The organism is Streptomyces sp. NRRL WC-3626 (genome assembly GCF_000718785.1).
GTDB classification, from domain to species: Bacteria; Actinomycetota; Actinomycetes; order Streptomycetales; family Streptomycetaceae; genus Streptomyces; species Streptomyces edwardsiae.
This window is the reverse complement of record NZ_JOCA01000005.1, coordinates 113,358-137,064: the sequence shown is the minus strand read 5'-3', so window position 1 is coordinate 137,064 and position 23,707 is coordinate 113,358. Positions and strand designations below refer to the sequence as shown.

The window sequence follows — 23,707 nt, the reverse complement described above, 5'->3', positions numbered from 1 at the left end:
CTCACGCCGGCACCGCCTGACGCACTCGGGGGTCGGTCAGCGCATGGCAGACGTCGACGAGGATGTTCAGCGCGAAGATCGTCACGGCGGTCATCAGGACGGCCGCCTGCAGGACCGCGAAGTCGCGCTGGAGGATGGAGTCGATCATGAGCTTGCCGATGCCGGGCCAGCCGAAGATCGTCTCCACGATGACGGCGCCGTTGACCAGGCCCACGGTCAGGTCACCGGCGACGGTGAGGACGGGGGTCACGGCGTTGCGCAGGGCGTGGCCGAAGATGACCCGGCGGGGTGTGGCGCCCTTGGCGCGGGCGATCTTGACGTAGGGCGCGGAGAGCGCGGCGACCATGCTGCCGCGCACCACCTGGACGAGCACGCCGAAGGGGCGGATCAGCAGGGTCGCGACGGGCAGGACCCAGACCTCGGGTCCGCCGAGGGTGCCGGAGGTGGGCAGCAGGTCGAGGCTGACGCCGAAGACGAGGACGCCCATGACGGCGAACCAGAAGTCGGGGATGCTGGCGGCCGTCATCGACAGCAGGCTGGCGACGCGGTCCATCAGGGAGTTGGGCCGGTAGGCGGCGAGGCTGCCGATCAGTACGGCCCCGCTGATCGCCAGGAGCATGGTGACGCCGGCGAGCTGGAGGGTGACGGGGAAGGCGTCGAGCACCATCTCGGTGGCGGACTGCCCGGTCCGCAGCGAGGTGCCGAAGTCCAGGTGGGCGGCGTCGACGAGGTAGTTCCACAGCTGGGCCGGGACGGAGAGGTCGAAGCCCTGGGCGGCGGAGAACTCGGCGCGCTGTTCGGCGGTGGCGCTGAGCGGGAGGTAGAGGTCGACCGGGTTGCCGGTCATCCGGGCCAGGAAGAACACGCCCAGGACCACGCACACCAGGGGGACGGCGCTGGAGAGGATGCGTTTGCGCAGAAAGATGATCATCAGTGCTGTCCCGCCTTCGCCGGGCTGACCTCTGCCAGCCGCATCTCGTCGCCGGTGGCGGAGTTCGGCTCGTACCGGATGGACGGTGACAGGCCGAGCAGTCCGCTCATATGGGCCAGGTGGGCGTATTGCACGACCGACCTGTTCTGGTCCACGAGCAGGTCGGCGAAGGCCTTCTGCCGCTGGTCGCCGGAGAGTGCGCCGGCGTCGGCGATGCGCCGGTCGAGCTCCTCGGTGCCGAAGGTGGACTGGGGGCCGTCGCTGAGCAGGTACTGGCTCGTGGTGAAGGCCGCGTCACCGGCCTGGTTGCCGTGCATGATCAGCAGGGCGATGGGCCCGACGTCCTCGGGCAGCGGCCGGAGCTGGTACTGGAGCTGGGTGGCGGTGTCCGCCATCCGGACCTTGACGTTCAGTCCGATCTTCTGCATCTGGTACTGGAGTGCCTCGGCCGTCTCGGACACCCCGGCGAACATGCCGTTGCGGGCGACGAGGGTGATCTGCCGGTCGACGGGTACGCCGTCGGCCTCGGCCTCGTCGATCAGGGCCGTGGCCTCTTTCACGTTCTGCGGGGTCGGTTCGATCTCCTCGTTGTGTCCGACCACTCCGGGCGGGACCAGTTGTCCGGCCGGTTCGGCGAGTCCGCCGAGCAGGGCGTCGATGATGCCGTCCCGGTCCACGGCCAGGTCGACGGCGCGGCGTACGCGGATGTCGTCGAGCGGGGCTTCGCGGCCGTCCAGCCGCAGCGCGGTGGTCTCGTTGTTGGGGAAGGCGACCGTGGTGTCCTTCTCGGCCTCGACGGGGTCGAGCGCCACGGCGATCTCCGCCTCCCCCTTGTCGATCATGGCGGCGCGGACGCTGGCGTCGCTGCGCCAGACGTAGCGGGCGCGGGGGAAGTCGGGGGCGTCGCCCCAGTAGTCGTCGTAGCGGCTGAGGTTGATGGCCGCTCCGGGCTGCCAGGAGGCGACGGCGTAGGGGCCGGTGCCGACCGGGATACGGACCTTGGCGTCGGCGTTCGTGGTGCGCGGCACGATCTCCACGAAGCTCAGGCGCAGCGGCAGGATCGGGTCGGGCTGCTCGGTGGTGACGGTCAGCCGGGTGTCGCTCTCCGCCGTCACCTTCAGGTCCTCGTCGCCGAAGACATAGCCCTCGACGTTGCAGGCGAGGTCGGAGTTGACCGCCCGGTCGATGGAGAAGGCGGCGTCCTCGGCGGTGAAGGGCTCGCCGTTCTGGAAGGTCACCCCCTCGCGCATGTCGAAGGTCCAGGTGCGGTCGTCGCGCTGTTTCCAGCCGGTGGCGAGCAGGGGGTGCAGTTCGCCGGAGTCGGGGTCGCGTTCGACGAGGGGCTCGGTGATGTTGGACCGGACGACGACGCCGGTGCCGGTCAGCGAGGCCTCGCAGGGTTCCAGGGTCGGTGGTTCCTGGGTGAGCACCACGCGCAGGGTGCGGCCGTCGGCACGGCCGGCGTCACCGGCGGCGCTGCCCGCCACGGCGCAGCCACTGGCCAGCAGCACCGTGCCCGCCAGGAGCGTCGCCGTGGTCGCGCGGTACCGCCGTCGCCCGGTGGGCGGGGTGGAGGAAACGGAGAACTTCATCGTCGGCCTGTCTCCGGTAGGTGCTGGTGTGTCGCGTTCCACGTACGTCGACTGCGAGAGGCTGTCTACACTTGCGTACTCGGTCCGCATCTGTGAACGCCGAAGCTAAACCGGCACCGTGGCAGCGTCAAGACATGCGCAGGAACGGATCCGTACGGCCCTCCCCGCCCGGACACCTCGCCGACACCTCCCGAGCTCCCGGCAGCGGGCGGAGCGCCACATTCCGGTATGCGCCGAAGAACAGGAGAACACCATGGCCAGTCCCCGCACCACCCCCACCGTGCTGCAGGTGTCCCCGCTCCTCCCCGACCTGGAGCGGGCCCTCGCCGAACGCCACCGCACGGTACGGCTGCACGAACTGCCCGACCCGGAGCGTTTCCTGCGCGAGCGGGGCGGGGACGTGGTCGCCGCCGTGACCAGCGCGCGCTTCGGGGTCGGCGACGAACTGATGGACGCGCTGCCGCGGCTGGGCGCGATCGTGCACTTCGGCGTCGGGTACGAGACCACGGACGTGGCCCGCGCCCGGGCGCGCGGCATCGACGTGAGCAACACCCCGGACGTGCTCACCGACTGCGTGGCGGACCTGGCGGTCGGCGCGCTGATCGACGTGATGCGCCGGCTCTCGGCGGCCGACCGTTTCGTGCGGGCCGGCGAGTGGAGCACGGCGGCGTTTCCGCTGGCCACGCGGGTGAGCGGGAAGCGGGTCGGCGTCCTCGGACTGGGCCGGATCGGCCGTGCGGTGGCGCGTCGGCTCGAGGGGTTCGGTGTGGAGGTGTCGTACTGCTCGCGCACGCCGGTGCCCGGTGTCGCGTACCGCCGTCTGCCGACCGTGCGGGAACTGGCCGGGGCGTGCGACGCGCTGGTCGTCACCGTCGCGGGAGGCGCGGGCACGGAGGGTCTGGTCGACGCCGCGGTACTGGACGCGCTCGGCCCCCGGGGCCATCTGGTGAACGTCGCACGCGGCAGTGTGGTCGATGAATCCGCCCTGGTCACGGCCGTGAAGGAGGGGCGGATCGCCGGAGCGGCGCTCGACGTCTTCGCCGACGAACCGAACGTGCCGTCGGCGCTCCTGGACTCGGACCGGGTGGTTCTGCTCCCGCACATCGCCAGCGCCACCCGGGAGACCCGAGCGGCCATGGGTGACCTGGCGCTGCGCAATGTGGAGCGGTTCCTCACCGAGGGGGTCCTGCTCACCCCCGTCCCGGGGGCCGCCCATTGACATCCCTCACCCGGCTGTCTACAAATGAGAACGCCGACTACATATGAGGATGGCATTCATGGTTCGGACCTCAGAGCGGATCGCCGCCGTCACCGTGACCCCCGTGGCCTTCCGGGACTACCCCTTGCTGAACACGGTCGGGGTGCACGAGCCCTACGCGCTGCGCACCATCGTGGAGATCACCACCGAGTCGGGTGTCAGCGGCCTCGGCGAGACATACGGCGGCACGGTGCATCTGGAGCGGCTGCGGCGGGCCGCCGACGCCCTGACCGGCATGGACGTCTGGAGCCTCAACGACCTGATCGCCCGTACCTCCCGCGCCCTCGGCAAAGACACCGGCGGCGGCGACGGCATGTCCGGCATGGTCACGGGCAGCAGCACCGTGGACCGGGTGATGTCCCCGTTCGACGTGGCCTGCCTGGACATCCAGGGCAAGCTGGTCGGCCGCCCGGTCAGTGATCTGCTGGGCGGGGCGGTGCGCGACTCGGTGCCGTACAGCGCGTACCTCTTCTACAAGTGGGCCGGCCACCCCGGCCAGGAGGACGACGACTGGGGTCCGGCCCTGGACCCGGCGGGGCTGGTCGAACAGGCCCGCCGCATGATCGGCACCTACGGCTTCACCTCCATCAAGCTCAAGGGCGGTGTCTTCCCGCCCGACGAGGAGATCGCCGCGATCAGGGCGCTGCGCGAGGCGTTCCCCGAACTCCCCCTGCGCCTCGACCCGAACGCGGCATGGAGTACGCAGACGTCACTGCGCGTCGCCCGGGAGCTGGACGGCGTCCTGCAGTATCTGGAGGACCCGACCGAGGGCATCGGGGGCATGGCCGCCGTGGCCCGCGGCACCTCGACCCCGCTGGCGACCAACATGTGCGTGGTCTCCTTCGACGACCTCGCCCCGGCGGTGTCCGAGGGCGCGGTGGGCATCGTCCTGTCCGACCATCACTTCTGGGGCGGGCTGCGGCGCTGCGGACAGCTCGCCGCGATCTGCGAGACCTTCGGCCTGGGTCTGTCGATGCACTCCAACTCGCATCTCGGCGTCAGCCTCGCGGCCATGACCCATCTGGCCGCCGCGACCCCGCGGCTCACCTACGCCTGCGACACGCACTGGCCCTGGAAACGGCCCGACGAGGACGTCGTCGACCCCGCGCCGCTGCGGTTCACCGAGGGCCGGCTCGCCGTACCGACGGCTCCGGGCCTCGGTGTGGAACTGGACCGGGACGCCCTCGCGCGGCTGCACCGGCAGTACCTCGACTGCGGACTGCGCGACCGCGACGACACCGGCTACATGCGCCGTTTCGAACCGTCCTTCCCGACCGAGACCCCCAGGTGGTGACCGCCCGATGCGCGTCATGCTGAACCACCGCATCCTCGGCCGCTTCCACGACCGGCTCAAGGCGTCCACCCGGGGCGACCACGCATGGCTGGAGGCCTTCGACCTGGACGCCGCACAACTCTCCGAGGCCGTCGGTGACATCGACGTCTACGTCGGCTCGAAGCTGACCCCCGAGGACGCCCGGCGCGCGAAGCGCCTGCGGCTGGTCCACGTCGTGGGCGCCGGCTACGACGGCATCCCGCTGGACGCGCTCCACCCCGGGGTGACGGTCGCCACCACCCACCACCACGGCCGTTCCATCGCCGAGCATGTGCTGATGTCGGTCCTGATGCTCTCCCGCGACGTCCTGGGCGCCGACCGTGCCCTGCGCGCCGGGCGGTGGCGCAATGTGGCGGTCGACCCCGCGCTGCCGTTCGGGACCACCCTGGAGGGCCGCCGGGTCGGCATCGTCGGCTTCGGCGAGACCGGCACCGAGGTCGCCCGGCTGTGCCAGGCCGTGGGCCTGCGCGTCCGCGCCGTACGGCGCGACCCCACCGCCCCCTTTCCCACCGGTCTGCGGCCCGACTGGATCGGCGGCGACGAACAGCTCCCGGACCTCCTCGCCGACTCCGACATCGTCGTGGTCACCGTCCCGCTCACCCCCGCCACCCGCGGACTGATCGGCCCCGCCGAACTGAAGGCCATGGGGCCCAAGGCGCTGCTGGTCAATGTCGCCCGCGGACCGGTCGTCCAGGAGGAGGCCCTGTACGAGGCGCTGAGCTCCGGCACGATCGCGGGCGCCGCGCTGGACGTGTGGTGGGCGGGACCGCCCGACGCGCCGAGCCGGCTGCCCTTCCGGGACCTGCCCAACGTACTGATGACCCCGCACCACTCGGGCCACACGGCCGACACCTTCGCCGCTCGCGCGGAAGAGATCGCCGCGAACATCGACCGGCTGGAGCGGGGGGACGCGCTCACCCACGTGGTGCGCGCTCCCTTCCCCGACCACTGACGACACTCCTCCCGTCCCTCACCCAGAGTAGGAAAGCACCCATGCTCGAAGGCGTTCTCTTCTTCCCCGTCACCCCGTTCACCGAGTCCGGTGACGTCGACCTCGACGCCCTGCGCCGGCACATCGCGGGCCGGGTCGACGCCGGCCCGGGCGGAGTGTTCGTCGCCTGCGGCACCGGCGAGTTCCACGCCCTGGACCACGAGGAGTACGGCGCGGTCGTCCGTACCGCCGTGGAGGCCGTGGCCGGGCGCGTCCCGGTGTACGCGGGGGCCGGCGGCGCGCTCGGCCAGGCCCGCCGGCTGGCGCGGGCGGCCGCGGAGGCGGGTGCGGACGGCCTGCTGCTGATGCCGCCGTACCTGGTCGAGTCCACCGCCGAAGGCCTCGTCGCCTACACCCGTGAGGTGGCCGGCGAGACCGGACTGCCGCTGATCGTCTACAACCGGGCGAACGCGCGCTTCGACGAGCGCTCGGCGGCGGCGATCGCCCAGCTGCCCACGGTCGTCGGCTTCAAGGACGGCACCGGCGACCTCGATCTCCTCGCGCGGATCATCCCCGCCGTGAACGAGGCGCTCGACGGGACCGGCAAGGAGTTCCAGTTCTTCAACGGCATGCCCACCGCCGAGGCGAGCCAGCCCGCCTACCGGGCGCTCGGGGTGGAGCTGTACTCCTCGGCCGCCTTCGCGTTCGCGCCCGACGTCTCCCTCGCCTTCCACCGCGCGGTGCAGGCGGGCGACCAGAAGCGGATCGACGCGCTGCAGCGCACCTTCTTCCACCCCCTGGTCCGGCTGCGCCAGCGGGTTCCCGGGTACGCGGTGGCGCTGGTGAAGGCCGGGGTCACCCTGGAGGGCCTGGACGCCGGACCGGTCCGCCCGCCGCTGACGCCGCTCACCGCGCCGGAGACCGAGGAGCTGGCGGCCATCCTCGCGGAGGCACGCGCGGTACTGGCCTCCTGACACACGCGTGAGGGGGGTCCCGGGAGACCCCCCTCACGCGTGTGCGGATCAGCCGGTGGCCGGCAGTCCCAGCAGTACGTCGGTGTACTTGAGGACCGCCAGCAGCAGCCCGACGACGCCGAGCGACACACCCGCCCAGGCGACCGACTTGATCCAGGGCGCCTGGACCGTCCGGCCGGGCGTCCCGAAGGCGGGCCGCGCCAGCACCACCACGCCGACGATCAGCGCGGTCAGCGCGAACAGGCCGCCCCACAGGGCGCTGGTCTGCCAGGCGTCGCCGTACACCTCCTTGACCTGGGTCGCCACACCGGCGTCGGCGGCCGTCTCCAGCTGGCCGACGAGGGTCTCGCGGGCGGCGGCCACGGTGCCGACCCAGCTCCCGGTGAGCGAGACGAGGCCGAGGGCGACGGAGACCACGGCGGCGGCACCCTGTCCGACACCGGAAGGGGTCTCCTCCTCGGTCCCGGAGGCGCCGGGACCGTCCTGTGAGGCGTCCGTCGTCGTATCGGGCTCGGTTCCGGTGGCGTCCACCGCTGTCTCGTCGTGCTCGGTTCCGGTTTCGGCTCCGGTCCCGGCTGCGGTCTCGTCCACTGTCTTGGTTCCCATGCCCGGCACCGTACGGACGTCGTCTGAGAGTCCGCTTAATGATCGTCGCGCGCGCGCCACTCCGGGGCCAGCACCGACCACACCTCCAGGTCATGGCGTACGCCGTGATGGAGCTGGGCCTCCCGGCGCACCCCGTCCCGGGTCATGCCGAGCCGGCGGGCGACGGCGATGCTCTTCACGTTCCCGGCCGCCGCGACCCATTCGACCCGGTGGATGCCGCGCTGCTCGACCGCCCAGTCGATGAGGATCCGCATCGCGCGGGTGATGAGCCCGCGCCCGGTGGCGGCGGGCTCCAGCCAGCAGCCGACCTCGCAGTTGCCGCCCGCGGCGTCGAAGTTCAGGGTGAGCACCCCGCCGAGGAGCGTGCCGTCCAGCCAGATCCCGTGCAGGGAGGCCGTGTCCGCGGCGCGCCAGTCGGCGTACCGCTGGAGCACCTCCCGGGCACCGGCCACGTCCGTGACCCGGGAGCCGAAGGGGACGTACTGGTTGATGAACTCCCGGCCCCGGTCCAGATGGGCCAGGTACTCCTCCGCGTGCCAGGGCTCCAGCGGGCGCAGTTCGGCTCCGTCGTCACCCAGTCGTATCGCGTACATCCCGCTGCTGCTCCTCTTCGGCCAGCACGTCCGCCACGCCGGCGTCCGTGGCGGCGGCCAGCCTCTCATGGGCGGCACGGGCCTCGGGCGGCTCGATGCTGATCCGGGGCAGGATCCGGTCCAGCCAGCCCGGCAGCCACCAGTTGGCGCTGCCGAGGAGGTGCATCAGCGCGGGCACGAGCAGGGTGCGCAGGACGAAGGCGTCGAGGGCGACGGCCGCGGCGAGCGCGATGCCGAACATGGCGATCACGCGGTCGCCGCTGAGGACGAAGGCCAGGAAGACCGAGATCATGATCACGGCGGCCGAGTTGATCACCCTGCCGGTCTCCGCGAGGCCGACCCGGACGGACCGCCGGTTGTCGCCGGTCTCCAGCCATTCCTCGTACATCCGGCTGACCAGGAAGACCTGGTAGTCCATGGAGAGCCCGAAGAGGACCGACACCATGATCACGGGCAGGAAGGGTTCGATGGGGCCCGCGCTGCCGAGGCCGAGCAGTTCGCTGCCCCAGCCCCACTGGAAGATCGCGACGACGACACCGAAGGCGGCGGCGACGGCGGCCACGTTCATCGCGGCGGCCTTGAGCGGTATGCCGATCGAGCGGAAGGCCAGCAGAAGCAGCAGACAGCCCAGTCCGATCACCACACCGACGAACAGCGGCAGCTTCTGCACGATGACGTCGGCGAAGTCGTCGTATCCCGCCGTGACGCCGCCGACGTGCACATCGAGCGAGGTGCCCGACTCCGCCCGCGGCAGCACGTCGTCCCGCAGCCGGTCGACGAGGTCACTGGTCTGCTTCGACTGCGGCGACGACTCCGGTACGACGGTGAGGTACGCGGTGTCGCCCCCGGCGCCGTAGGTCGCGGGCGACACGGACGCGACGCCCTCGGTGCCGCGCAGGGTGGCGTCGAGGTTGTCCAGCGCGAGCCGGTCCTGCGCTCCGTCGACGTGGGTGACCAGGGTGAGGGGGCCGTTCACCCCGGGGCCGAAGCCGTCGGCGAGGAGGTCGTAGGCCTGGCGTGTGGTGGACGCCTTGGGGTCGTTGCCCTGGTCGGAGGTACCGAGGTGGAGGGAGAGCGTGGGCAGCGCGAGGACGGCCATGACGACGACCGCGACGGCACCGAGCAGCTTGGGGTGGCGCTCGACGAACGCCGACCAGCGGGCGGCGAGCCCGGTCGGCAGCTCCGGCTCCGGCCCGTGCTCCACCAGCCGGCGCCGCTCCCTGCGGCTGAGCGCGCGCATGCCGATGAACGACAGCAGGGCGGGCAGCAGGGTGACGGAGGCGGCGACCGTCAGGACGACGGTGAGCGAGGCGGCGACGGCGACGCCGTTGAGGAAGTTCAGCCGCAGGATGAGCATGCCCAGCAGGGCTATGCAGACGGTGGCGCCCGCGAAGACGACCGCCCGTCCGGTGGTGGCGACGGCGTTGACGGCGGCCTCGGTGACGCTCAGGCCGCGTTTCAGTCCGCGCCGGTGCCGGGTGACGATGAACAGGGCGTAGTCGATGCCGACGCCGAGCCCGATCAGCATGCCGAGCATGGGCGCGAAGTCGGCGACGGTCATGACGTGACCGAGCAGCACGATCCCGGCGTAGGCCGTACCGACGCCGACCAGGGCGGTGGCGATGGGCAGCAGGGACGCGGCGAACGAGCCGAAGGCGAGGAACAGGACGACGGCGGCGACCAGCACACCGACGATCTCGGCCGTGTGTCCGCCGGCGGACTCGCTGAGCTCTACGGCGCCGCCGCTCAGCTCGACCTCGAGTCCGTCGGTCTCGGCGGCCTTGGCCGTCTTCACCACCTCGGCGGCCTGGCCCGCGTCGATGTCCTTGGACTGGGCGTCGAAGGTGACGGTGGCGTAGGCGGTGAGGCCGTCCGCGCTGACCCGGCCGGCGCCGTGGTCGTCGTACGGGCCGCTGACCACGGCGACGCCGGGCAGCTCCTCGATACGGTCCAGGGTGCGGGTCATGCTCTGCTCGACGCCGCTGTCGCGGACGCTGCCGGACGTGGTGTGCCAGACCACGTTGTCGCTGTCGCCGCCGAGATCCGGGAAGCCCTCCTTCAGCAGCTCGGTGGCCCGCCCCGACTCGGTGCCGGGCACCTTGTAGTCGTTCGAGTAGGCGGAGCCGGCGAGGAACGCGCCGGCGGATATCCCGATGAGGGCCAGAAGCCAGAGCAGAACGGTGAAGGGACGGCGTTGGACACACCAGCGAGCGAGGGCTGCCACGAATGTGCTCCCGTAGTGACTCGGTGTGGATCTTTGACCGGGAACAGCCGAGGATGACGGAACAGCCCGCAAAGAACGCATGAGCAATGCACTGACACTGTTGCAGGCATGTCTGATCGTTTGTCGCTTTCGTGGCGTTCTTCACACCGCTTCGACCAGCGGTTCCGCTCAGTCGAACTGGTCCCCCAGCGCCATGGTCATGAGCCCCGCGATCAGCAGCCACAGGGCCCTGCGGGTACGGCCCCGGGAGCCCAGCACCGCGGCGAGGGCACAGACGGCGGCGCCACAGGCGTACGCGACGGGGACGAGGACCGGCGCGGAGCCGGCGAGACGCAGTACGGCGGCGGCCGCACCGGCGAGGGCGAGCACGCTGCCGGTACCGAGAGCGGTCCACCGGGCCCGCCGCACCTCGTGCTCGACGTCTTCGGCGTCGGCGTCGGCGTCGGCGGCATCCACCCGCTGGTCCAGGGGCGGATCGTCGGAATCGGCGCGTCCACTCATGTGGCGCGAGCGTAGCGCCCCACCACCGGAAACCCGGATGCGGGGGTGCGGGGCCGGCTGCTAGCGTCCGTCGGTCCGACGTCCCACGGCAGTCCGCCGCCGGCCGAAGCAGGTGCTTTGATGCTTGTCCGCCCGATCTCCGACGAGACCCTCATCCCCGTCACGGCCCCAAGGAGCCCGTTCACCGATGTCGGACATCACATCGAACACCCCGCACGACGACCTCACTAGCCGCCTCACCCTGCCCCGGTACCCCCGCAGCAGCGCCTACGACGCCCGCTGGACCATCGAGAACGGGATGGGCCCGCACGCGCTGTGGCTGCTGGAGTGGCTCGCCCCGGCCCTCGGCCTCGACACTCTGCGCCCCGGCGCCCGCGTGCTCGACCTGGGCTGCGGCCGCGCCATGACCTCGGTCTTCCTGGCCCGGGAGTACGACCTCCAGGTCACCGCGGCCGACCTGTGGATCGAGCCGGACGACAACGCGCGCCGCATCGCCGATGCGGGCGTCGCCGACCGGGTGTTCCCGGTCCACGCCGAGGCCCACGACCTGCCCTTCGGACAGGAGAGCTTCGACGCGATCGTCTCGATCGACGCGTACCAGTACTTCGGCACCGACGACCTCTACCTGCCGACGCTGACCCGGCTGCTGAAGCCCGGCGGGCGGATCGGGGTCGTCGTCCCGTCGATGCCCGAGGAGATCGAGGGCAGCGAGCCGCCGGAGCACATGAAGCCGTACTGGGACCCGGCGTTCTGGTGCTTCCACAGCCCCGCCTGGTGGCGCCGCCACTGGGCCCGCAGCGGCGCCGTGAAGGTGGAGACGGCGGACTGGCTGGAGGACGGCTGGCGGGAGTGGCTGCTCTGGTGCGACGTGGTCGCCGAGGAGAGCGCGGAGGAGTTCCACGTACGGATGAGCCGGGAGAGCGCGCGGATGCTGCGCGCGGACCGGGGCCGCACGCTGGGCTTCACGCGGGTGGTGGCCCGCCGCACCTGACCGCGTGAAGGAGGGGGCGCACCGAACCGGTGCGCCCCCTCCCCCGCTTTCCGCGGTCAGCCCTCGGCGACGCCGAGCTTCTCCAGGATCAGCTCCTTCACGCGGGCGGCGTCCGCCTGTCCGCGCGTGGCCTTCATGACGGCGCCGACCAGCGCGCCCGCGGCGGCGACCTTGCCACCGCGGATCTTGTCCGCGATGCCCGGGTTGCCGGCGATGGCCTCGTCGACGGCGGTGCCCAGGGCACCCTCGTCGGAGACGACCTTCAGACCGCGCTTGTCGACGACCTCGTCCGGCGTGCCCTCACCGGCGAGGACGCCCTCGATGACCTGGCGGGCCAGCTTGTCGTTCAGATCGCCCTTGACGACCAGCTCGGCGATCCGCGCGACCTGCTCCGGGGTGATCGCCAGCTCGTCCAGCGCCGTGGCGGACTCGTTGGCGGCGCGGGCCAGCTCGCCCATCCACCACTTGCGGGCGGAGGCCGCGTCGGCACCGGCGTCGATCGTGGCGACGATCGGGTCCAGCGCCCCGGCGTTGAGGATGGACTGCATGTCGGTGCCGGAGATCCCCCACTCCTCGCGGAGCCGGTTGCGGCGCACCAGCGGCAGCTCGGGCAGGGCGGAACGGATCTCCTCGACCCACTCGCGCGAGGGCGCCACGGGCACCAGGTCGGGCTCCGGGAAGTACCGGTAGTCCTCGGCCTCCTCCTTCACGCGGCCCGAGGTCGTGGACCCCGTGTCCTCGTGGAAGTGCCGGGTCTCCTGGATGATCGTGCCGCCGCCGTCCAGCACGGCCGCGTGCCGCTGGATCTCGAAGCGGGCGGCGCGCTCGACGGACCGCAGCGAGTTGACGTTCTTGGTCTCGCTGCGGGTGCCGAACTTCTCCCGGCCGTGCGGGCGCAGCGACAGGTTCACGTCGCAGCGCATCTGGCCCATCTCCATCCGGGCCTCGGACACGCCGAGGGCGCGGATGAGCTCGCGCAGCTCACGGACGTAGGCCCGCGCGACCTCGGGGGCTCGCTCGCCCGCTCCCTCGATCGGCTTGGTGACGATCTCGATGAGCGGGATGCCGGCCCGGTTGTAGTCCAGCAGCGAGTGGGACGCGCCGTGGATACGGCCGGTGGCGCCGCCGACGTGCGTCGACTTGCCGGTGTCCTCCTCCATGTGGGCGCGCTCGATCTCCACGCGGAAGGTCTCGCCGTCCTCCAGCTGCACGTCGAGGTAGCCGTTGAAGGCGATCGGCTCGTCGTACTGGGAGGTCTGGAAGTTCTTCGGCATGTCCGGATAGAAGTAGTTCTTCCGGGCGAAGCGGCACCACTCGGCGATCTCGCAGTTCAGCGCGAGACCGATCCTGATCGCCGACTCGACGCCGATCGCGTTGACGACCGGGAGCGCGCCGGGCATGCCGAGACAGACGGGGCAGGTCTGGGTGTTCGGGTCGGCACCGAGCGCGGTGGAACAGCCGCAGAACATCTTGGTGCGGGTGCCGAGTTCGACATGGACCTCGAGGCCCATGACGGGGTCGTACGACGCGAGTGCGTCCTCGTACGACACCAGGTCAGTCGTGGTGGTCACGGTGAAACTTCCCTCTCAGCCCAGCAGGACGTCGTCGTCGCCGAGGCGCTTCACCTCGCGGTAGAGGATGGCGAGGTTGGTGATCACGGCGGCGCCGGTGACGACGGCGTCGAGCAGCCGCAGTGTGTCGTTCTCGCCGCGCGCCTTCTTGATCTGCTTGTACACACCGACGGCGCCGAACGCCGAGGTGGCCATGGAGACGTACAGACCGGACTTGGACTTCTTGAAGCCCTTGGCCTTGGACAGTGCGCTCACAGTGACGGTGCCTCCTCGATCAGCGGGTGCCCCCACTTTTCCACGAAGGCGGCCTCGACCGCGGCGCCGACCGTGTAGAGCCGGTCGTCCTTCATGGCGGGGGCGATGATCTGCAGACCCACCGGCAGGTTGTCCTCGGGCGCGAGGCCGCAGGGCAGCGACATGGCCGCGTTGCCGGCCAGGTTGGTGGGGATGGTGCACAGGTCGGCGAGGTACATCGCCATCGGGTCGTCGGCGCGCTCGCCGATCGCGAAGGCGGTGGTCGGGGTGGTCGGGGAGACGATCACGTCGACCTGCTCGAAGGCCCGCTCGAAGTCCTGCGTGATGAGGGTGCGGACCTTCTGGGCGCTGCCGTAGTACGCGTCGTAGTAGCCGCTCGACAGGGCGTACGTGCCGAGCATGATGCGGCGCTTGACCTCGTCGCCGAAGCCGGCCTCACGGGTGAGCGAGGTGACCTCCTCGGCGGAGTGCGTGCCGTCGTCGCCGGTCCGCAGGCCGTAGCGCAGGCCGTCGAAGCGGGCGAGGTTGGAGGAGCACTCGGAGGGTGCGATGAGGTAGTACGCCGACAGCGCGAGGTCGAAGGACGGGCAGTCCAGCTCGACGATCTCGGCCCCGAGACCCTTCATCATCTCGACGGCCTCGTCGAACCGCTGGACGACACCGGCCTGGTAGCCCTCGCCGCGGAACTGCTTGACGACGCCGACGCGCAGGCCGGCGACCGAGCCGTTGCGCGCGGCCTCGACGACCGGCGGGACCGGGGCGTCGATGGAGGTGGAGTCGAGCGGGTCGTGCCCGGCGATCACCTCGTGCAGCAGGGCTGCGTCCAGGACCGTACGGGCACACGGCCCGCCCTGGTCGAGGGAGCTGGAGAAGGCGACCATGCCGTACCGGGAGACGGCACCGTACGTCGGCTTGACGCCGACGGTGCCGGTGACGGCGGCGGGCTGGCGGATGGAGCCGCCGGTGTCGGTGCCGATGGCGAGGGGCGCCATGTGGGCGGCGAGCGCGGCGGAGGAACCGCCGCCGGACCCGCCCGGGATCCTGGTGAGGTCCCACGGGTTGCCGGTCGGCCCGTAGGCGCTGTTCTCGGTGCTGGACCCCATGGCGAACTCGTCCATGTTGGTCTTGCCGAGGATGACGACGTCGGCGTCCTTGAGCCGCTTGGTGAGCGTCGCGTCGTACGGCGGGATCCAGCCCTCGAGCATCCTGGAGCCGACGGTGGTCGGGATGCCCTCGGTGGTGAAGATGTCCTTGAGCGCGAGGGGTACGCCGGCCAGCGGACCGAGCTTCTCCCCCTTGGCGCGCTTGTCGTCGACGGCGCGGGCCTGGGCGAGGGCGCCCTCACGGTCGACGTGCAGGAAGGCGTGCACCTTCTCGTCGACGGCCTCGATCCGGGCGAGGTGGGCCTCGGTGACCTCTACGGCCGTGAGCTCGCCGGACGCGATCTTCTCGGCGGTCTCGGCGGCGGTGAGCCTGATGATGTGATCGCTCATGGCGGGTTACTCCTCCCCCAGGATCTGCGGCACCTTGAAACGCTGCTGCTCCTGGGCCGGGGCGCCGGAGAGCGCCTGCTCGGGGGTGAGCGAGGGACGGACCTCGTCCGCGCGCATGACGTTCGTCAGCGGGAGCGGGTGCGAGGTCGGCGGTACGTCTTGGTCGGCGACCTCGCTGACGCGGGCGACCGCGCCGATGATGTCGTCGAGCTGGCCCGCGAAGTGGTCGAGCTCTTCGGGCTTCAGCTCCAGACGCGCCAGCCGGGCGAGGTGGGCGACCTCCTCGCGCGTAATGCCAGGCATGCAGCGATCCTCTGGGTGAGTGTGTGTGTTTTGGGGCCAATCCTATGGGGCGGGGGGCAGTGTCCGTGAAACCGCACCGCCCCACCGGACCGGCCGCCCGCACCGCGGGCATCCCACCCACCCGGACAGGCCCTAGTCCTCCGCCGTGGTCACCGCCGGGAGGGCGGCCGCGGGGCGTTGCCAGCCTCGGGAGCCCCGGGCGAGGAGCCACGCCGTCGTCTCGTCCGGCGGCATCGCCGCCGCGACCAGCCAGCCCTGCACCGCGTCGCACCGAAGGTCCCGCAGCCGCTCCCACGTCTCGTCGTCCTCCACCCCCTCCGCGACGACGAGCAGCCCCAGCGAGTGCGCCAGATCGACGGTGCACCGCACGATCTCCGCGTCCTCGGTGTCCACCGCCAGCCGGGCCACGAACGACCGGTCGATCTTCAGTTCGCTCACCGGCAGCCGCCGCAGGTGCACCAGCGACGAGTACCCGGTTCCGAAGTCGTCGAGCGACATCTTCACCCCGTGCCCGGTCAGCGCGTTCAGCGTGTCGGCCGCCTTCTGCGGGTCCTCCAGCAGCACATGCTCGGTGATCTCCAGCTGCAGCGCCCCCGCCGGCACCCCGTGCCGGGCCAGCCGCGCCGCCACGGAGCCGGCGAACCCGGGCGTGTGGACGTCGCGGGGCGAGACGTTGACGGCGACCGGCACGAACAGCCCCTGCGCGCGCCATCTCGCTACCTGCGCCAGCGCGGTCTCCAGCACGTACTCGGTGAGGTGCGGCATCAGCCCGGACGACTCGGCGATCGCTATGAACTCGTCCGGCGGCACCCTCCCCCGCTCCGGGTGCACCCACCGCACCAGCGCCTCCAGCCCCGCCACCTGCCCGTCGAAGCGCACCTTCGGCTGGTAGTGCAGCTCGACCTCGTGGGCGTCCAGCGCCCGCCGCAGATCGCCCAGCAGCCCCAGCCGGTCGGGGGTGTTGGAGTCCCGCTTGGACTCGTACGCCTCGACCCCCGTACGGTCCCGCTTGGCCTGATACATCGCCACGTCGGCCCGCCGCAGCAGCCCTTCCGCGTCGTCCGCGTGGTCCGGGAACACGGCGACCCCCGCGCTCGCCTCCAGGACGAGGGTGAGCCCGTCGAGGTCGAGCGGGGAGCTGAGGGCGGAGACGAGGCCGCGGGCGACCCGGGTCGCGGAGGTCGTGGAGTCGGCGACGGGCAGTAACACGGCGAACTCGTCGCCGCCGAGCCGCGCGGCCTCCGCCCCGCGCGGCAGCGCGACTCTGAGCCGGTCGGCTATCTGCAGCAGCAGCCGGTCACCGGCGAGATGCCCGAGCGTGTCGTTGACGGACCGGAAGCGGTCCAGGTCGATCAGCATCAGAGCCGCGCGCGCACCGATCCGCTCCGCGTCGTCCAGCGCGGTCCAGATGCGTTCGAGCAGCCACTGCCGGTTGGGCAGTCCGGTCAGCGGGTCACGCAGCTGCTCCTCGGCACGCGCGCGGGCTATCCACAGGGTGGAGTCGAGGGCGATCAGCGGAATGGAGAAGAGCGGCAGCAGCACGGGCTTGGCGACGGCGACGACACACACCAGGGGCGCTATTCCCAACAACGCGACGGCGACGAGCCCCTGCCGCACCAGCGCGGTACGCGCCACGGTCGGCAGCCCCGCACGAGGGGTGTGGAGGTACCAGAGCAACGCGCGCGTGACCAGGAGATAGGTGGCGGCGACGAGCACGACGCCCGGCGCGGTGTAGAGCGTCCAGGTCTCGGGGGTGGAGGGCGACTCGACGGACGGTACGAAGCCGAACGCGGCCAGCACCAGCGCCCCGGCGCCGATGCCGAGCAGGTCCACCGCGCCGTGCAGCACACCCTGCCGCCAGCGGCCCCGCCGGGCGATGCCGACGAGCACGACGACGGTGAGGCTGACCATCCCGGCGGAGACCCAGCCGTACAGCAGCAGCACCGCGAGGGTCAGGGCGGCGCCGGAGCCCGTACCGCCCCACCACCGGGAGCGGCCCAGCATCACGAGATGGCCGACGATGATGCCGGTCAGGACCGCCAGCGACCAGCCGACGGTGCCGGACGGGAAGAGCGCGTGGCCTCCGGTGAACGCCCGCAGGACGCCGGCGCCCAGGACGAAACCGGCCGCCGCGACGACCGCGGTGGGCAACGCGGGCCAGGACGGATGCCGTTCGGCGTCCACGTCGGACAACGCGGCGCCCCGCATACCGCCGGCGCGCAGATCCACGCCGCGCGCGTCCGCGCCCCGTACACCCCCGCCGCGTACGGTCGCGCCACGCGCATCGACCCCGCGCACATCCGCGACGCGCGCTCCGGAGCGCCCCATTGCGCCCGGTCGCCCCGCGGGCCGCCCGCTCTCACGTCCGCGCCGCCATGCGACCGCCATGCGGCGCAGACGCGGCCGTGAGCCCGGGGCGGCGCTCTCGGTCGGTTCCATTCCCGTCCCTCTCCCAGCCGGCGGTGCCCACGCCACGCGGCCCGATGCCCGACGACCCTCAGCGGCTCCGCGGTGGAAAGCCCTTACCCCGAACCCCTCACGGGTCCGGGCTGCCCCGACCGCGGCTGGGCACGGCAGGCGCACATCTCAACAGTAGGCCGCAGAGGGCTTCCAGGGGCACCGGTCGCCGACGGTTGCCCGAATGCGCCCCAGCCACCCGTATGCATCTGGTATGCGTCGATCCGACGGTCTTCAACCGCTACTCCTCGGCCGAAAGAGCGGCCTCCGCGGCGGCTTTCGGCCCCTGTTCCAGCAGGACGCCGAAACCGTCCTCGTCCAGGACGGGAACCTTGAGCTGCATCGCCTTGTCATATTTCGTACCGGGATTGTCGCCGACGACGACGAAGGACGTCTTCTTGGAGACGGATCCGGTCACCTTCGCCCCCTGGCGCTGCAGCGCCTCCTTCGCGCCGTCCCGGGTGAACTTCTCCAGCGTCCCGGTCACCACGACGGTGAGCCCTTCCAGCGGACGCGGTCCCTCGTCCTCGCCGGACCGTTCCTCCTCCATGCGGACGCCGGCCGCCCGCCACTTGCGGATGATCTCGCGGTGCCAGTCCTCGGCGAACCACTGCTTGAGCGAGGCGGCGATGATCCCGCCGACCCCCTCGGTGCCCGCCAGTTCCTCCTCGGTGGCCTGCTCGATGCGGTCGACGGAGCGGAACTCCCGGGCCAGCGCCTCCGCCGCGACCGGGCCGACATGACGGATCGACAGACCGGTCAGCACACGCGCCAGCGGACGCTCCTTGGCGGCGGCGATGTTCGCGAGCATCGCGACCGCGTTCTTCCTGGGCTCGCCCTCCTGGTTGGCGAAGACGGTGGCGATCTTCTCCTCACCGGTCTTCGGGTCCCGCTTGGGCAGCCCGCTGTCCTGGTCGAGGACGTACGCCTTGATGGGCAGCAGCTGTTCCAGGGTGAGGTCGAACAGATCGCCCTCGTCCCTCAGCGGCGGCTCCGCGGGCTCCAGCGGCCTGGTCAGCGCCGCCGCGGCGACATAGCCGAAGTGCTCGATGTCCAGCGCCTTGCGCCCGGCGAGATAGAACAGCCGCTCACGCAACTGGGCCGGGCAGGCACGGGCGTTGGGGCAGCGCAGGTCGACGTCGCCCTCCTTCATGGGCCGCAGCGCCGTACCGCACTCGGGGCACTCGGCCGGCATCACGAACGCGCGCTCGCTGCCGTCCCGCAGGTCGGCGACCGGCCCGAGGATCTCCGGGATCACCTCACCGGCCTTGCGCAGCACCACGGTGTCCCCGATGAGCACGCCCTTGGCCTTGACCACGTCCTGGTTGTGCAGGGTGGCGAACTCGACCTCGGATCCGGCCACCGTGACCGGTTCCACCTGTGCGTACGGCGTGACCCTGCCCGTACGGCCCACTCCCACGCGGATGTTGAGGAGCCTGGTGTTGACCTCCTCGGGCGCGTACTTGTACGCGATGGCCCAGCGCGGGGCGCGCGAGGTGGAGCCGAGACGGCCCTGGAGGGGGATCTCGTCGAGCTTGACGACGACGCCGTCGATCTCGTGCGCCACGGAGTGCCGGTTCTCGCCGTAGTTCGCGATGAACTCCCGTACGCCCGCGAGGTCCTCGACCACCCTGTTGTGCGGGGAGGTCGGCAGGCCCCACGTCTTGAGCAGGTCGTACGCCCCGGAGAGGCGGGTGAGACCGCTGAAGCCCTCCAGGGTCCCGATGCCGTGCACGACCATGTGCAGCGGCAGCGTCGCCGTGACCTTGGGGTCCTTCTGGCGCAGTGAACCCGCGGCGGAGTTGCGCGGGTTGGCGTAGGGCTTCTCCCCCGCGGCGACCCGGCGGGCGTTGAGCCCCTGGAACTCCTCCATCGGGAAGTAGACCTCGCCGCGGATCTCCACCAGGTCGGGCACCTCGTCGCCGCGCAGCCGGTCCGGGATCTCGGCGATGGTGCGCACGTTGGGCGTGATGTCCTCGCCGGTGCGGCCGTCGCCCCGGGTGGCCGCGCGGACGAGCCGGCCGCGCTCGTAGGTGAGGTTGACGGCGAGGCCGTCGACCTTCAGCTCGCACAGGAAGTGGTACTTCTGCGTGCCCAGTTCGCGGTGGATGCGCTCCACCCAGGCGGCGAGGTCGTCGTCGTTGAACGTGTTGTCGAGGGAGAGCATGCGCGAGGGGTGCTCGACGGAGGTGAACTCCGTCTCGTACGCCCCGGCGACCTTCTGGGTCGGCGAGTCCGGGGTGCGCAGCTCCGGATGCTCCTCCTCCAGCGCCTCCAGCTCGCGCAGCAGGCGGTCGAAGTCTGCGTCGCTGATGACCGGGGCGTCGTTCACGTAGTACCGGAAGCGGTGCTCCTCGATCTGCTCCGCGAGCCTGGCGTGCTGCTCCCGTGCCTCGGCGGGCACGCTCGTCGTCTCCGCTTGCTTGTCGCCGGCCACCGTGGGTCCTTCCGTCACTCCGGGTTGTCCGCGAGGGATCTCGCCGCCCGGACGCAGTGGGCGTAGGCGGTGCGCGCGTACTGCGGGGAGGCCCCCGCGAGTCCGCACGCCGGGGTGATCGTGACCGCCTCCGGGAGTAGTCCCGGCCGCAGCCCCAGCCTGCGCCAGAGCGTCCTGACCCCCATGACGCTACCGGCAGGGTCCGACAATGCGGTGTCGGTGCCGGGGACGACACCGGCGAACAGCCGGGTGCCGTTCTCCACCGCTTCCCCGATAGCCTCGTCGTCACGCTCGGTGAGGAGGGAGAAGTCGAAGGAGACCGCCGCCGCGCCCGCCCGGCGCAGCAGGGCGAACGGGACGTCCGGTGCGCACGAGTGGACCACGACGGGCCCGCCGTCGTGCACCCCGACGACGTCCCGCAGGGTGGCCTCGACGAGCTGACGGTCCACCGCGCGGTGGGTGCGGTAGCCGCTGGCGGTCTTCACGTGTCCGCGCAGTACGGCGGTGAGGGAGGGTTCGTCGAGCTGCAGGACGGGGCGCGCGCCGGGGATGCGGCGTCGCACCTCGGCGAGGTGGAGGCGCAGGCCCTCGGTGAGGGAGGCGGCGAGGTCGCGGCAGGCGCCGGGGTCGGAGAGGGCGGACTCGCCGTTCCTCAGCTCCAGGGCGGCGGCGAGGGTCCAGGGGCCGACCGCCTGGACCTTCAGGGGGCCCTGGTAGTCCTGGGTGAACTCCTCCAGTGCGTCGAGGTCCTCACCGAGCCAGGAGCGAGCGCGTTTCGTGTCCCGGCCGGGGTGGTCGCCGATGCGCCAGCCGCTGGGTTCGACGCGGGCGTACAGCTCCACGAGCATGCCGGCCGTGCGGCCGATCATGTCCGCGCCGGGGCCGCGGGCGGGGAGTTCGGGGAGGTGGGGGAAGGTCTCGAAGCTGCCGGTGACCGTTCTGGCGGCTTCTCTGGCGTCGCCGCCGGGGAGGGAGCCGACGCCGGTGGCGGGGGCGAAGGGGGGCTGGCTGTTTTCGCTCACCCGTAGAGCCTACGCAGGGGGCGGCCGGATGTTCTCGCCCCCGCCGCCCCTTCCCGTCCCGGCCCCGGGGGCTCCGCTCCGGACCCCGCTCCTCAAACGCCGGAGGGGCCGGATCTCACCGTCCCGGTCGCACCGTCACGTCGTTGATCTCCGCGTCCCTCGGGAGGTCCAGGGCCGTCACGATCGTGGTCGCGACCGATTCCGGGTCGATCCACCGCGACGGGTCGTAGTCCTTGCCCTCCTGGCGGTGGACCTTGGCCTGCATGGGGCTGGCGGTGCGGCCGGGGTAGACCGAGGTGACGCGGACGCCTGCCGCGTGCTCCTCCTCGCGCAGGGAGTCGGCGAGGGCCTTGAGGCCGTGCTTGGAGGCGGCGTAGGCGGACCAGTCGGCGTGGGCACTGAGGCCGGCGCCGGAGTTGACGAAGATCACGTGGCCCCGGCTCGCGCGGAGCTGGGGCAGGAGGTGGCGGGTCAGCTCGGCGGGGGCGATCAGGTTGACGTCGAGCTGGTGGCGCCAGGTCTTCGGGGTGAGGTCGCCCACCGGTCCGAGGTCGACCACGCCCGCGATGTGCAGGAGGGAGTCCACCCGGTCCGGCAGGGACTGGTGGGAGAAGGCCCAGGAGAGCTTGCCGGGGTCCGCCAGGTCGCCGACGAGGGTGCGGGCGCCGGGGAACTCGGCCACCAGCTCCTTCGCCCGGCCCGCGTCACGCGCGTGCAGTACGAGTTCGTCCCCGCGCGCGTGCAGCCGGCGGGCGACGGCCGCGCCGATGCCGGAGCCCGCTCCGGTGATCACATGTGTAGCCATGCCCGCCATGCTCGCATCACCGGGCACTCATTCCACGCCCAGGTCCTCCTCCAGGTAGGCCAGCGCGCCCACCGGCTCCTCGGCGAAGAACACCAGCTCGGCGAGGGGGCGGGGCAGGAAGCCCTCGTCCTCCATACGGCGGAACTGCTCCTTGAGGCCGTCGTAGAAGCCCGCGGTGTTGAGCAGGACCACCGGCATCTCGGTGTGCCCGTGCTTCTTCAGTTCCAGGATCTCGGTGGCCTCGTCGAGGGTGCCCGTGCCGCCGACCATGATGACGACGGCGTCGGCCTTCTCCAGCAGCAGCCGCTTGCGCTCGGCGAGGTCACGCGCGATCACCATCTCGTCGACGCCGTCGCGCGCCTTCGACGCGAGGAACTCGACGGAGACGCCGCAGAGGCGGCCGCCCGCCTCCTCCACACCGTCGGCGACCACCTTCATCAGGCCGGTGTCCGAGCCGCCCCACACCAGCGTGTGCCCGCCCTTGCCGAGCAGCCGCGCGAACTCCCGCGCGGGGCGTGTGTAGCGTTCGTCGAGGTCGGCGGCGGAGAGGAAGACGCAGATTCTCATGCCCCCACCGTACGGGCCCTGGTCCGGTCCGACATCGCTGTCAGCCGCATCTTGGACTGCCGGTGCGGCAACTCCTCCCAGTCGTCCATGAACCGGGCGCTGAGACCGTGCCCGGCGGCCAGTTCCACGAGCGTCTCGGTCCGGTAGTAGAAGTCCTCGTGCAGCACCTGGTGCTCCTCGCCCTCCGTGCGGTCGAAGGTGAAGTCGAAGAACCCGCCGGGCGCGAGCACCCTCCCCACGTGTGCGAAGCACTCCTTGATGACGTGCCGGGGCGAGTGGGAGAAGACGCTGTGCGCGTGGACGACGTCGAAGTGAGCGTCGGGCAGGAAGGCGAAGGTGAGGTCGTCGGCGAGGGACAGGTACGGCATCCTGGCCTGCAGCCCGTCGCGTACGAGGGTGTCCTGGGCGGCGAGCAGGATGTGCGGGGAGATGTCGATGCCGTAGTAGTGGCCGGGTTCCAGGTGGTCGATGAAGAGGCGTCCCGCGCGGAGGTTGCCGCAGCCGATCTCCAGCATGCGGTGGTGCGGCCGGAGCCCGTGCCGCAGCAGGTAGTCGAACTGCATCCGGCCGATGCGCGCCCACTGCTCGCGCGAGGGGTTGTGGCCCACGGCCGCCTCGGCACCGCGCGCCGCGTCAAAGGCCATCACCGCGCGGTAGTAGGCGATGTGGTCGCGGTGGAGCAGCCGCAGCCAGGTGTCGCGCAGTGCGCGCCGCGCGTGGGCGGGGACGCGCCGGGGGTGGCGCAGGGCGTAGCCGGCCCGGTGGGCGAGGGTGCCGCGGTTGCGGCCGGTGTTCTCGGCTCCCATGTTCCTCCTCCTGGTCCGCCTCGGGAAGAAGTCCGCTTCAGAGTGCGCTGTAACCGT

At 71.6% G+C, this 23,707-nt stretch carries 21 protein-coding genes; 5 read left to right on the top strand and 16 right to left on the bottom strand.

The genetic code is table 11. The annotated features are described in order from the left end of the window. Nucleotide 1 precedes the first annotated feature (1 nt). Complete coding sequence (locus IF28_RS0109665; protein ID WP_030216531.1) at nt 2-931, bottom strand: ABC transporter permease; 930 nt, start codon at nt 929-931, stop codon at nt 2-4. Next, nucleotides 931-2,523, bottom strand: a complete 1,593-nt coding sequence (locus tag IF28_RS0109660; RefSeq protein ID WP_234325074.1) for an ABC transporter substrate-binding protein — start codon at nt 2,521-2,523, stop codon at nt 931-933. The genes IF28_RS0109665 and IF28_RS0109660 overlap by 1 nt, the downstream gene beginning before the upstream one ends. A gap of 253 nt (nt 2,524-2,776) precedes the next feature. Here IF28_RS0109660 and IF28_RS0109655 point away from each other — a divergent pair, with 253 nt between their 5' ends. Genes IF28_RS0109655 through IF28_RS0109640 form a run of 4 tightly spaced genes read left to right on the top strand, consistent with a single transcriptional unit; the run spans nt 2,777 to nt 7,019 of the window. Continuing rightward, complete coding sequence (locus IF28_RS0109655; RefSeq protein WP_037892921.1) at nt 2,777-3,742, top strand: 2-hydroxyacid dehydrogenase; 966 nt, start codon at nt 2,777-2,779, stop codon at nt 3,740-3,742. Nucleotides 3,743-3,800: 58 nt separating this feature from the next. After that, nucleotides 3,801-5,075, top strand: a complete 1,275-nt coding sequence (locus tag IF28_RS0109650) for a glucarate dehydratase family protein (RefSeq protein WP_106982029.1) — start codon at nt 3,801-3,803, stop codon at nt 5,073-5,075. Nucleotides 5,076-5,082: 7 nt separating this feature from the next. Next, nucleotides 5,083-6,066 carry a 2-hydroxyacid dehydrogenase gene (locus IF28_RS0109645; protein ID WP_030216527.1) on the top strand — a complete coding sequence of 328 codons (984 nt, stop codon included), beginning with the start codon at nt 5,083-5,085 and terminating at the stop codon, nt 6,064-6,066. Then, nucleotides 6,063-7,019, top strand: coding sequence for a 5-dehydro-4-deoxyglucarate dehydratase (locus IF28_RS0109640; RefSeq protein ID WP_267883055.1), 957 nt, complete (start codon nt 6,063-6,065; stop codon nt 7,017-7,019). Before IF28_RS0109645 ends, IF28_RS0109640 begins: the two co-directional genes overlap by 4 nt. A gap of 48 nt (nt 7,020-7,067) precedes the next feature. Here the strand turns inward: IF28_RS0109640 and IF28_RS0109635 are convergent, their stop codons facing one another. From IF28_RS0109635 to IF28_RS0109620, 4 genes are all read right to left on the bottom strand, one after another. After that, the gene (locus IF28_RS0109635) at nt 7,068-7,625 is read right to left on the bottom strand and encodes a hypothetical protein (protein ID WP_030216525.1); all 558 of its coding nucleotides are present in this window, start codon (nt 7,623-7,625) and stop codon (nt 7,068-7,070) included. A 35-nt stretch (nt 7,626-7,660) separates the two neighbouring features. After that, entirely contained in the window at nt 7,661-8,218 is a 558-nt protein-coding gene (locus IF28_RS0109630; protein WP_030216524.1) for a GNAT family N-acetyltransferase, read from the bottom strand. After that, nucleotides 8,196-10,442, bottom strand: a complete 2,247-nt coding sequence (locus IF28_RS0109625; protein WP_030216523.1) for an MMPL family transporter — start codon at nt 10,440-10,442, stop codon at nt 8,196-8,198. The genes IF28_RS0109630 and IF28_RS0109625 overlap by 23 nt, the downstream gene beginning before the upstream one ends. Nucleotides 10,443-10,610: 168 nt before the next feature. Continuing rightward, on the bottom strand, nt 10,611-10,943 hold the full coding sequence (locus tag IF28_RS0109620) for a hypothetical protein (RefSeq protein WP_030216522.1): 333 nt from the start codon (nt 10,941-10,943) through the stop codon (nt 10,611-10,613). Nucleotides 10,944-11,130: 187 nt separating this feature from the next. Between IF28_RS0109620 and IF28_RS0109615 the strand changes: the two genes are divergently transcribed. Next, nucleotides 11,131-11,934, top strand: coding sequence for an SAM-dependent methyltransferase (locus IF28_RS0109615; RefSeq protein WP_030216521.1), 804 nt, complete (start codon nt 11,131-11,133; stop codon nt 11,932-11,934). A 56-nt stretch (nt 11,935-11,990) separates the two neighbouring features. Here IF28_RS0109615 and gatB read toward each other — a convergent pair whose 3' ends face one another. The 10 genes from gatB to IF28_RS0109565 all read right to left on the bottom strand — a co-directional run bounded on the left by gatB (nt 11,991) and on the right by IF28_RS0109565 (nt 23,650). Continuing rightward, complete coding sequence (gatB, locus tag IF28_RS0109610) at nt 11,991-13,505, bottom strand: Asp-tRNA(Asn)/Glu-tRNA(Gln) amidotransferase subunit GatB (RefSeq protein ID WP_030216520.1); 1,515 nt, start codon at nt 13,503-13,505, stop codon at nt 11,991-11,993. A gap of 15 nt (nt 13,506-13,520) precedes the next feature. Next, a complete protein-coding gene (locus IF28_RS0109605; RefSeq protein ID WP_030216519.1) occupies nt 13,521-13,760 on the bottom strand; it encodes a hypothetical protein in 240 nt (79 codons plus the stop codon). Further along, entirely contained in the window at nt 13,757-15,253 is a 1,497-nt protein-coding gene (gatA, locus tag IF28_RS0109600) for an Asp-tRNA(Asn)/Glu-tRNA(Gln) amidotransferase subunit GatA (protein ID WP_030216518.1), read from the bottom strand. Before gatA ends, IF28_RS0109605 begins: the two co-directional genes overlap by 4 nt. 6 nt (nt 15,254-15,259) lie before the next feature. Then, on the bottom strand, nt 15,260-15,556 hold the full coding sequence (gene gatC, locus IF28_RS0109595; RefSeq protein WP_006130840.1) for an Asp-tRNA(Asn)/Glu-tRNA(Gln) amidotransferase subunit GatC: 297 nt from the start codon (nt 15,554-15,556) through the stop codon (nt 15,260-15,262). Nucleotides 15,557-15,688: 132 nt separating this feature from the next. Continuing rightward, complete coding sequence (locus IF28_RS0109590; RefSeq protein ID WP_030216517.1) at nt 15,689-17,995, bottom strand: putative bifunctional diguanylate cyclase/phosphodiesterase; 2,307 nt, start codon at nt 17,993-17,995, stop codon at nt 15,689-15,691. 259 nt (nt 17,996-18,254) lie between these two features. Beyond that, entirely contained in the window at nt 18,255-20,450 is a 2,196-nt protein-coding gene (gene ligA, locus IF28_RS0109585; RefSeq protein WP_030216516.1) for an NAD-dependent DNA ligase LigA, read from the bottom strand. Nucleotides 20,451-20,464: 14 nt separating this feature from the next. Continuing rightward, the gene (locus IF28_RS0109580; protein WP_030216515.1) at nt 20,465-21,472 is read right to left on the bottom strand and encodes a methionine synthase; all 1,008 of its coding nucleotides are present in this window, start codon (nt 21,470-21,472) and stop codon (nt 20,465-20,467) included. Between the two features lie 115 nt (nt 21,473-21,587). Then, complete coding sequence (locus tag IF28_RS0109575; RefSeq protein WP_030216514.1) at nt 21,588-22,286, bottom strand: SDR family oxidoreductase; 699 nt, start codon at nt 22,284-22,286, stop codon at nt 21,588-21,590. Nucleotides 22,287-22,304: 18 nt separating this feature from the next. After that, complete coding sequence (locus IF28_RS0109570; RefSeq protein ID WP_030216513.1) at nt 22,305-22,844, bottom strand: TIGR00730 family Rossman fold protein; 540 nt, start codon at nt 22,842-22,844, stop codon at nt 22,305-22,307. After that, nucleotides 22,841-23,650 carry a class I SAM-dependent methyltransferase gene (locus tag IF28_RS0109565; protein WP_030216512.1) on the bottom strand — a complete coding sequence of 270 codons (810 nt, stop codon included), beginning with the start codon at nt 23,648-23,650 and terminating at the stop codon, nt 22,841-22,843. The genes IF28_RS0109570 and IF28_RS0109565 overlap by 4 nt, the downstream gene beginning before the upstream one ends. Nucleotides 23,651-23,707: the final 57 nt, after the last annotated feature.

What these genes read in the sequence shown, in the direction of transcription:
- IF28_RS0109575 (WP_030216514.1), bottom strand. Translation starts at nt 22,286, where the DNA reads ATGGCGGGCATGGCTACACATGTGATCACCGGAGCGGGCTCCGGCATC.
- IF28_RS0109590 (WP_030216517.1), bottom strand. Translation starts at nt 17,995, where the DNA reads ATGGAACCGACCGAGAGCGCCGCCCCGGGCTCACGGCCGCGTCTGCGC.
- IF28_RS0109655 (WP_037892921.1), top strand. Translation starts at nt 2,777, where the DNA reads ATGGCCAGTCCCCGCACCACCCCCACCGTGCTGCAGGTGTCCCCGCTC.
- IF28_RS0109650 (WP_106982029.1), top strand. Translation starts at nt 3,801, where the DNA reads ATGGTTCGGACCTCAGAGCGGATCGCCGCCGTCACCGTGACCCCCGTG.
- IF28_RS0109565 (WP_030216512.1), bottom strand. Translation starts at nt 23,650, where the DNA reads ATGGGAGCCGAGAACACCGGCCGCAACCGCGGCACCCTCGCCCACCGG.
- IF28_RS0109645 (WP_030216527.1), top strand. Translation starts at nt 5,083, where the DNA reads ATGCGCGTCATGCTGAACCACCGCATCCTCGGCCGCTTCCACGACCGG.
- IF28_RS0109665 (WP_030216531.1), bottom strand. Translation starts at nt 931, where the DNA reads ATGATCATCTTTCTGCGCAAACGCATCCTCTCCAGCGCCGTCCCCCTG.
- IF28_RS0109630 (WP_030216524.1), bottom strand. Translation starts at nt 8,218, where the DNA reads ATGTACGCGATACGACTGGGTGACGACGGAGCCGAACTGCGCCCGCTG.
- IF28_RS0109660 (WP_234325074.1), bottom strand. Translation starts at nt 2,523, where the DNA reads ATGAAGTTCTCCGTTTCCTCCACCCCGCCCACCGGGCGACGGCGGTAC.
- IF28_RS0109635 (WP_030216525.1), bottom strand. Translation starts at nt 7,625, where the DNA reads ATGGGAACCAAGACAGTGGACGAGACCGCAGCCGGGACCGGAGCCGAA.
- IF28_RS0109570 (WP_030216513.1), bottom strand. Translation starts at nt 22,844, where the DNA reads ATGAGAATCTGCGTCTTCCTCTCCGCCGCCGACCTCGACGAACGCTAC.
- IF28_RS0109615 (WP_030216521.1), top strand. Translation starts at nt 11,131, where the DNA reads ATGTCGGACATCACATCGAACACCCCGCACGACGACCTCACTAGCCGC.
- IF28_RS0109620 (WP_030216522.1), bottom strand. Translation starts at nt 10,943, where the DNA reads ATGAGTGGACGCGCCGATTCCGACGATCCGCCCCTGGACCAGCGGGTG.
- gatC (WP_006130840.1), bottom strand. Translation starts at nt 15,556, where the DNA reads ATGCCTGGCATTACGCGCGAGGAGGTCGCCCACCTCGCCCGGCTGGCG.
- gatA (WP_030216518.1), bottom strand. Translation starts at nt 15,253, where the DNA reads ATGAGCGATCACATCATCAGGCTCACCGCCGCCGAGACCGCCGAGAAG.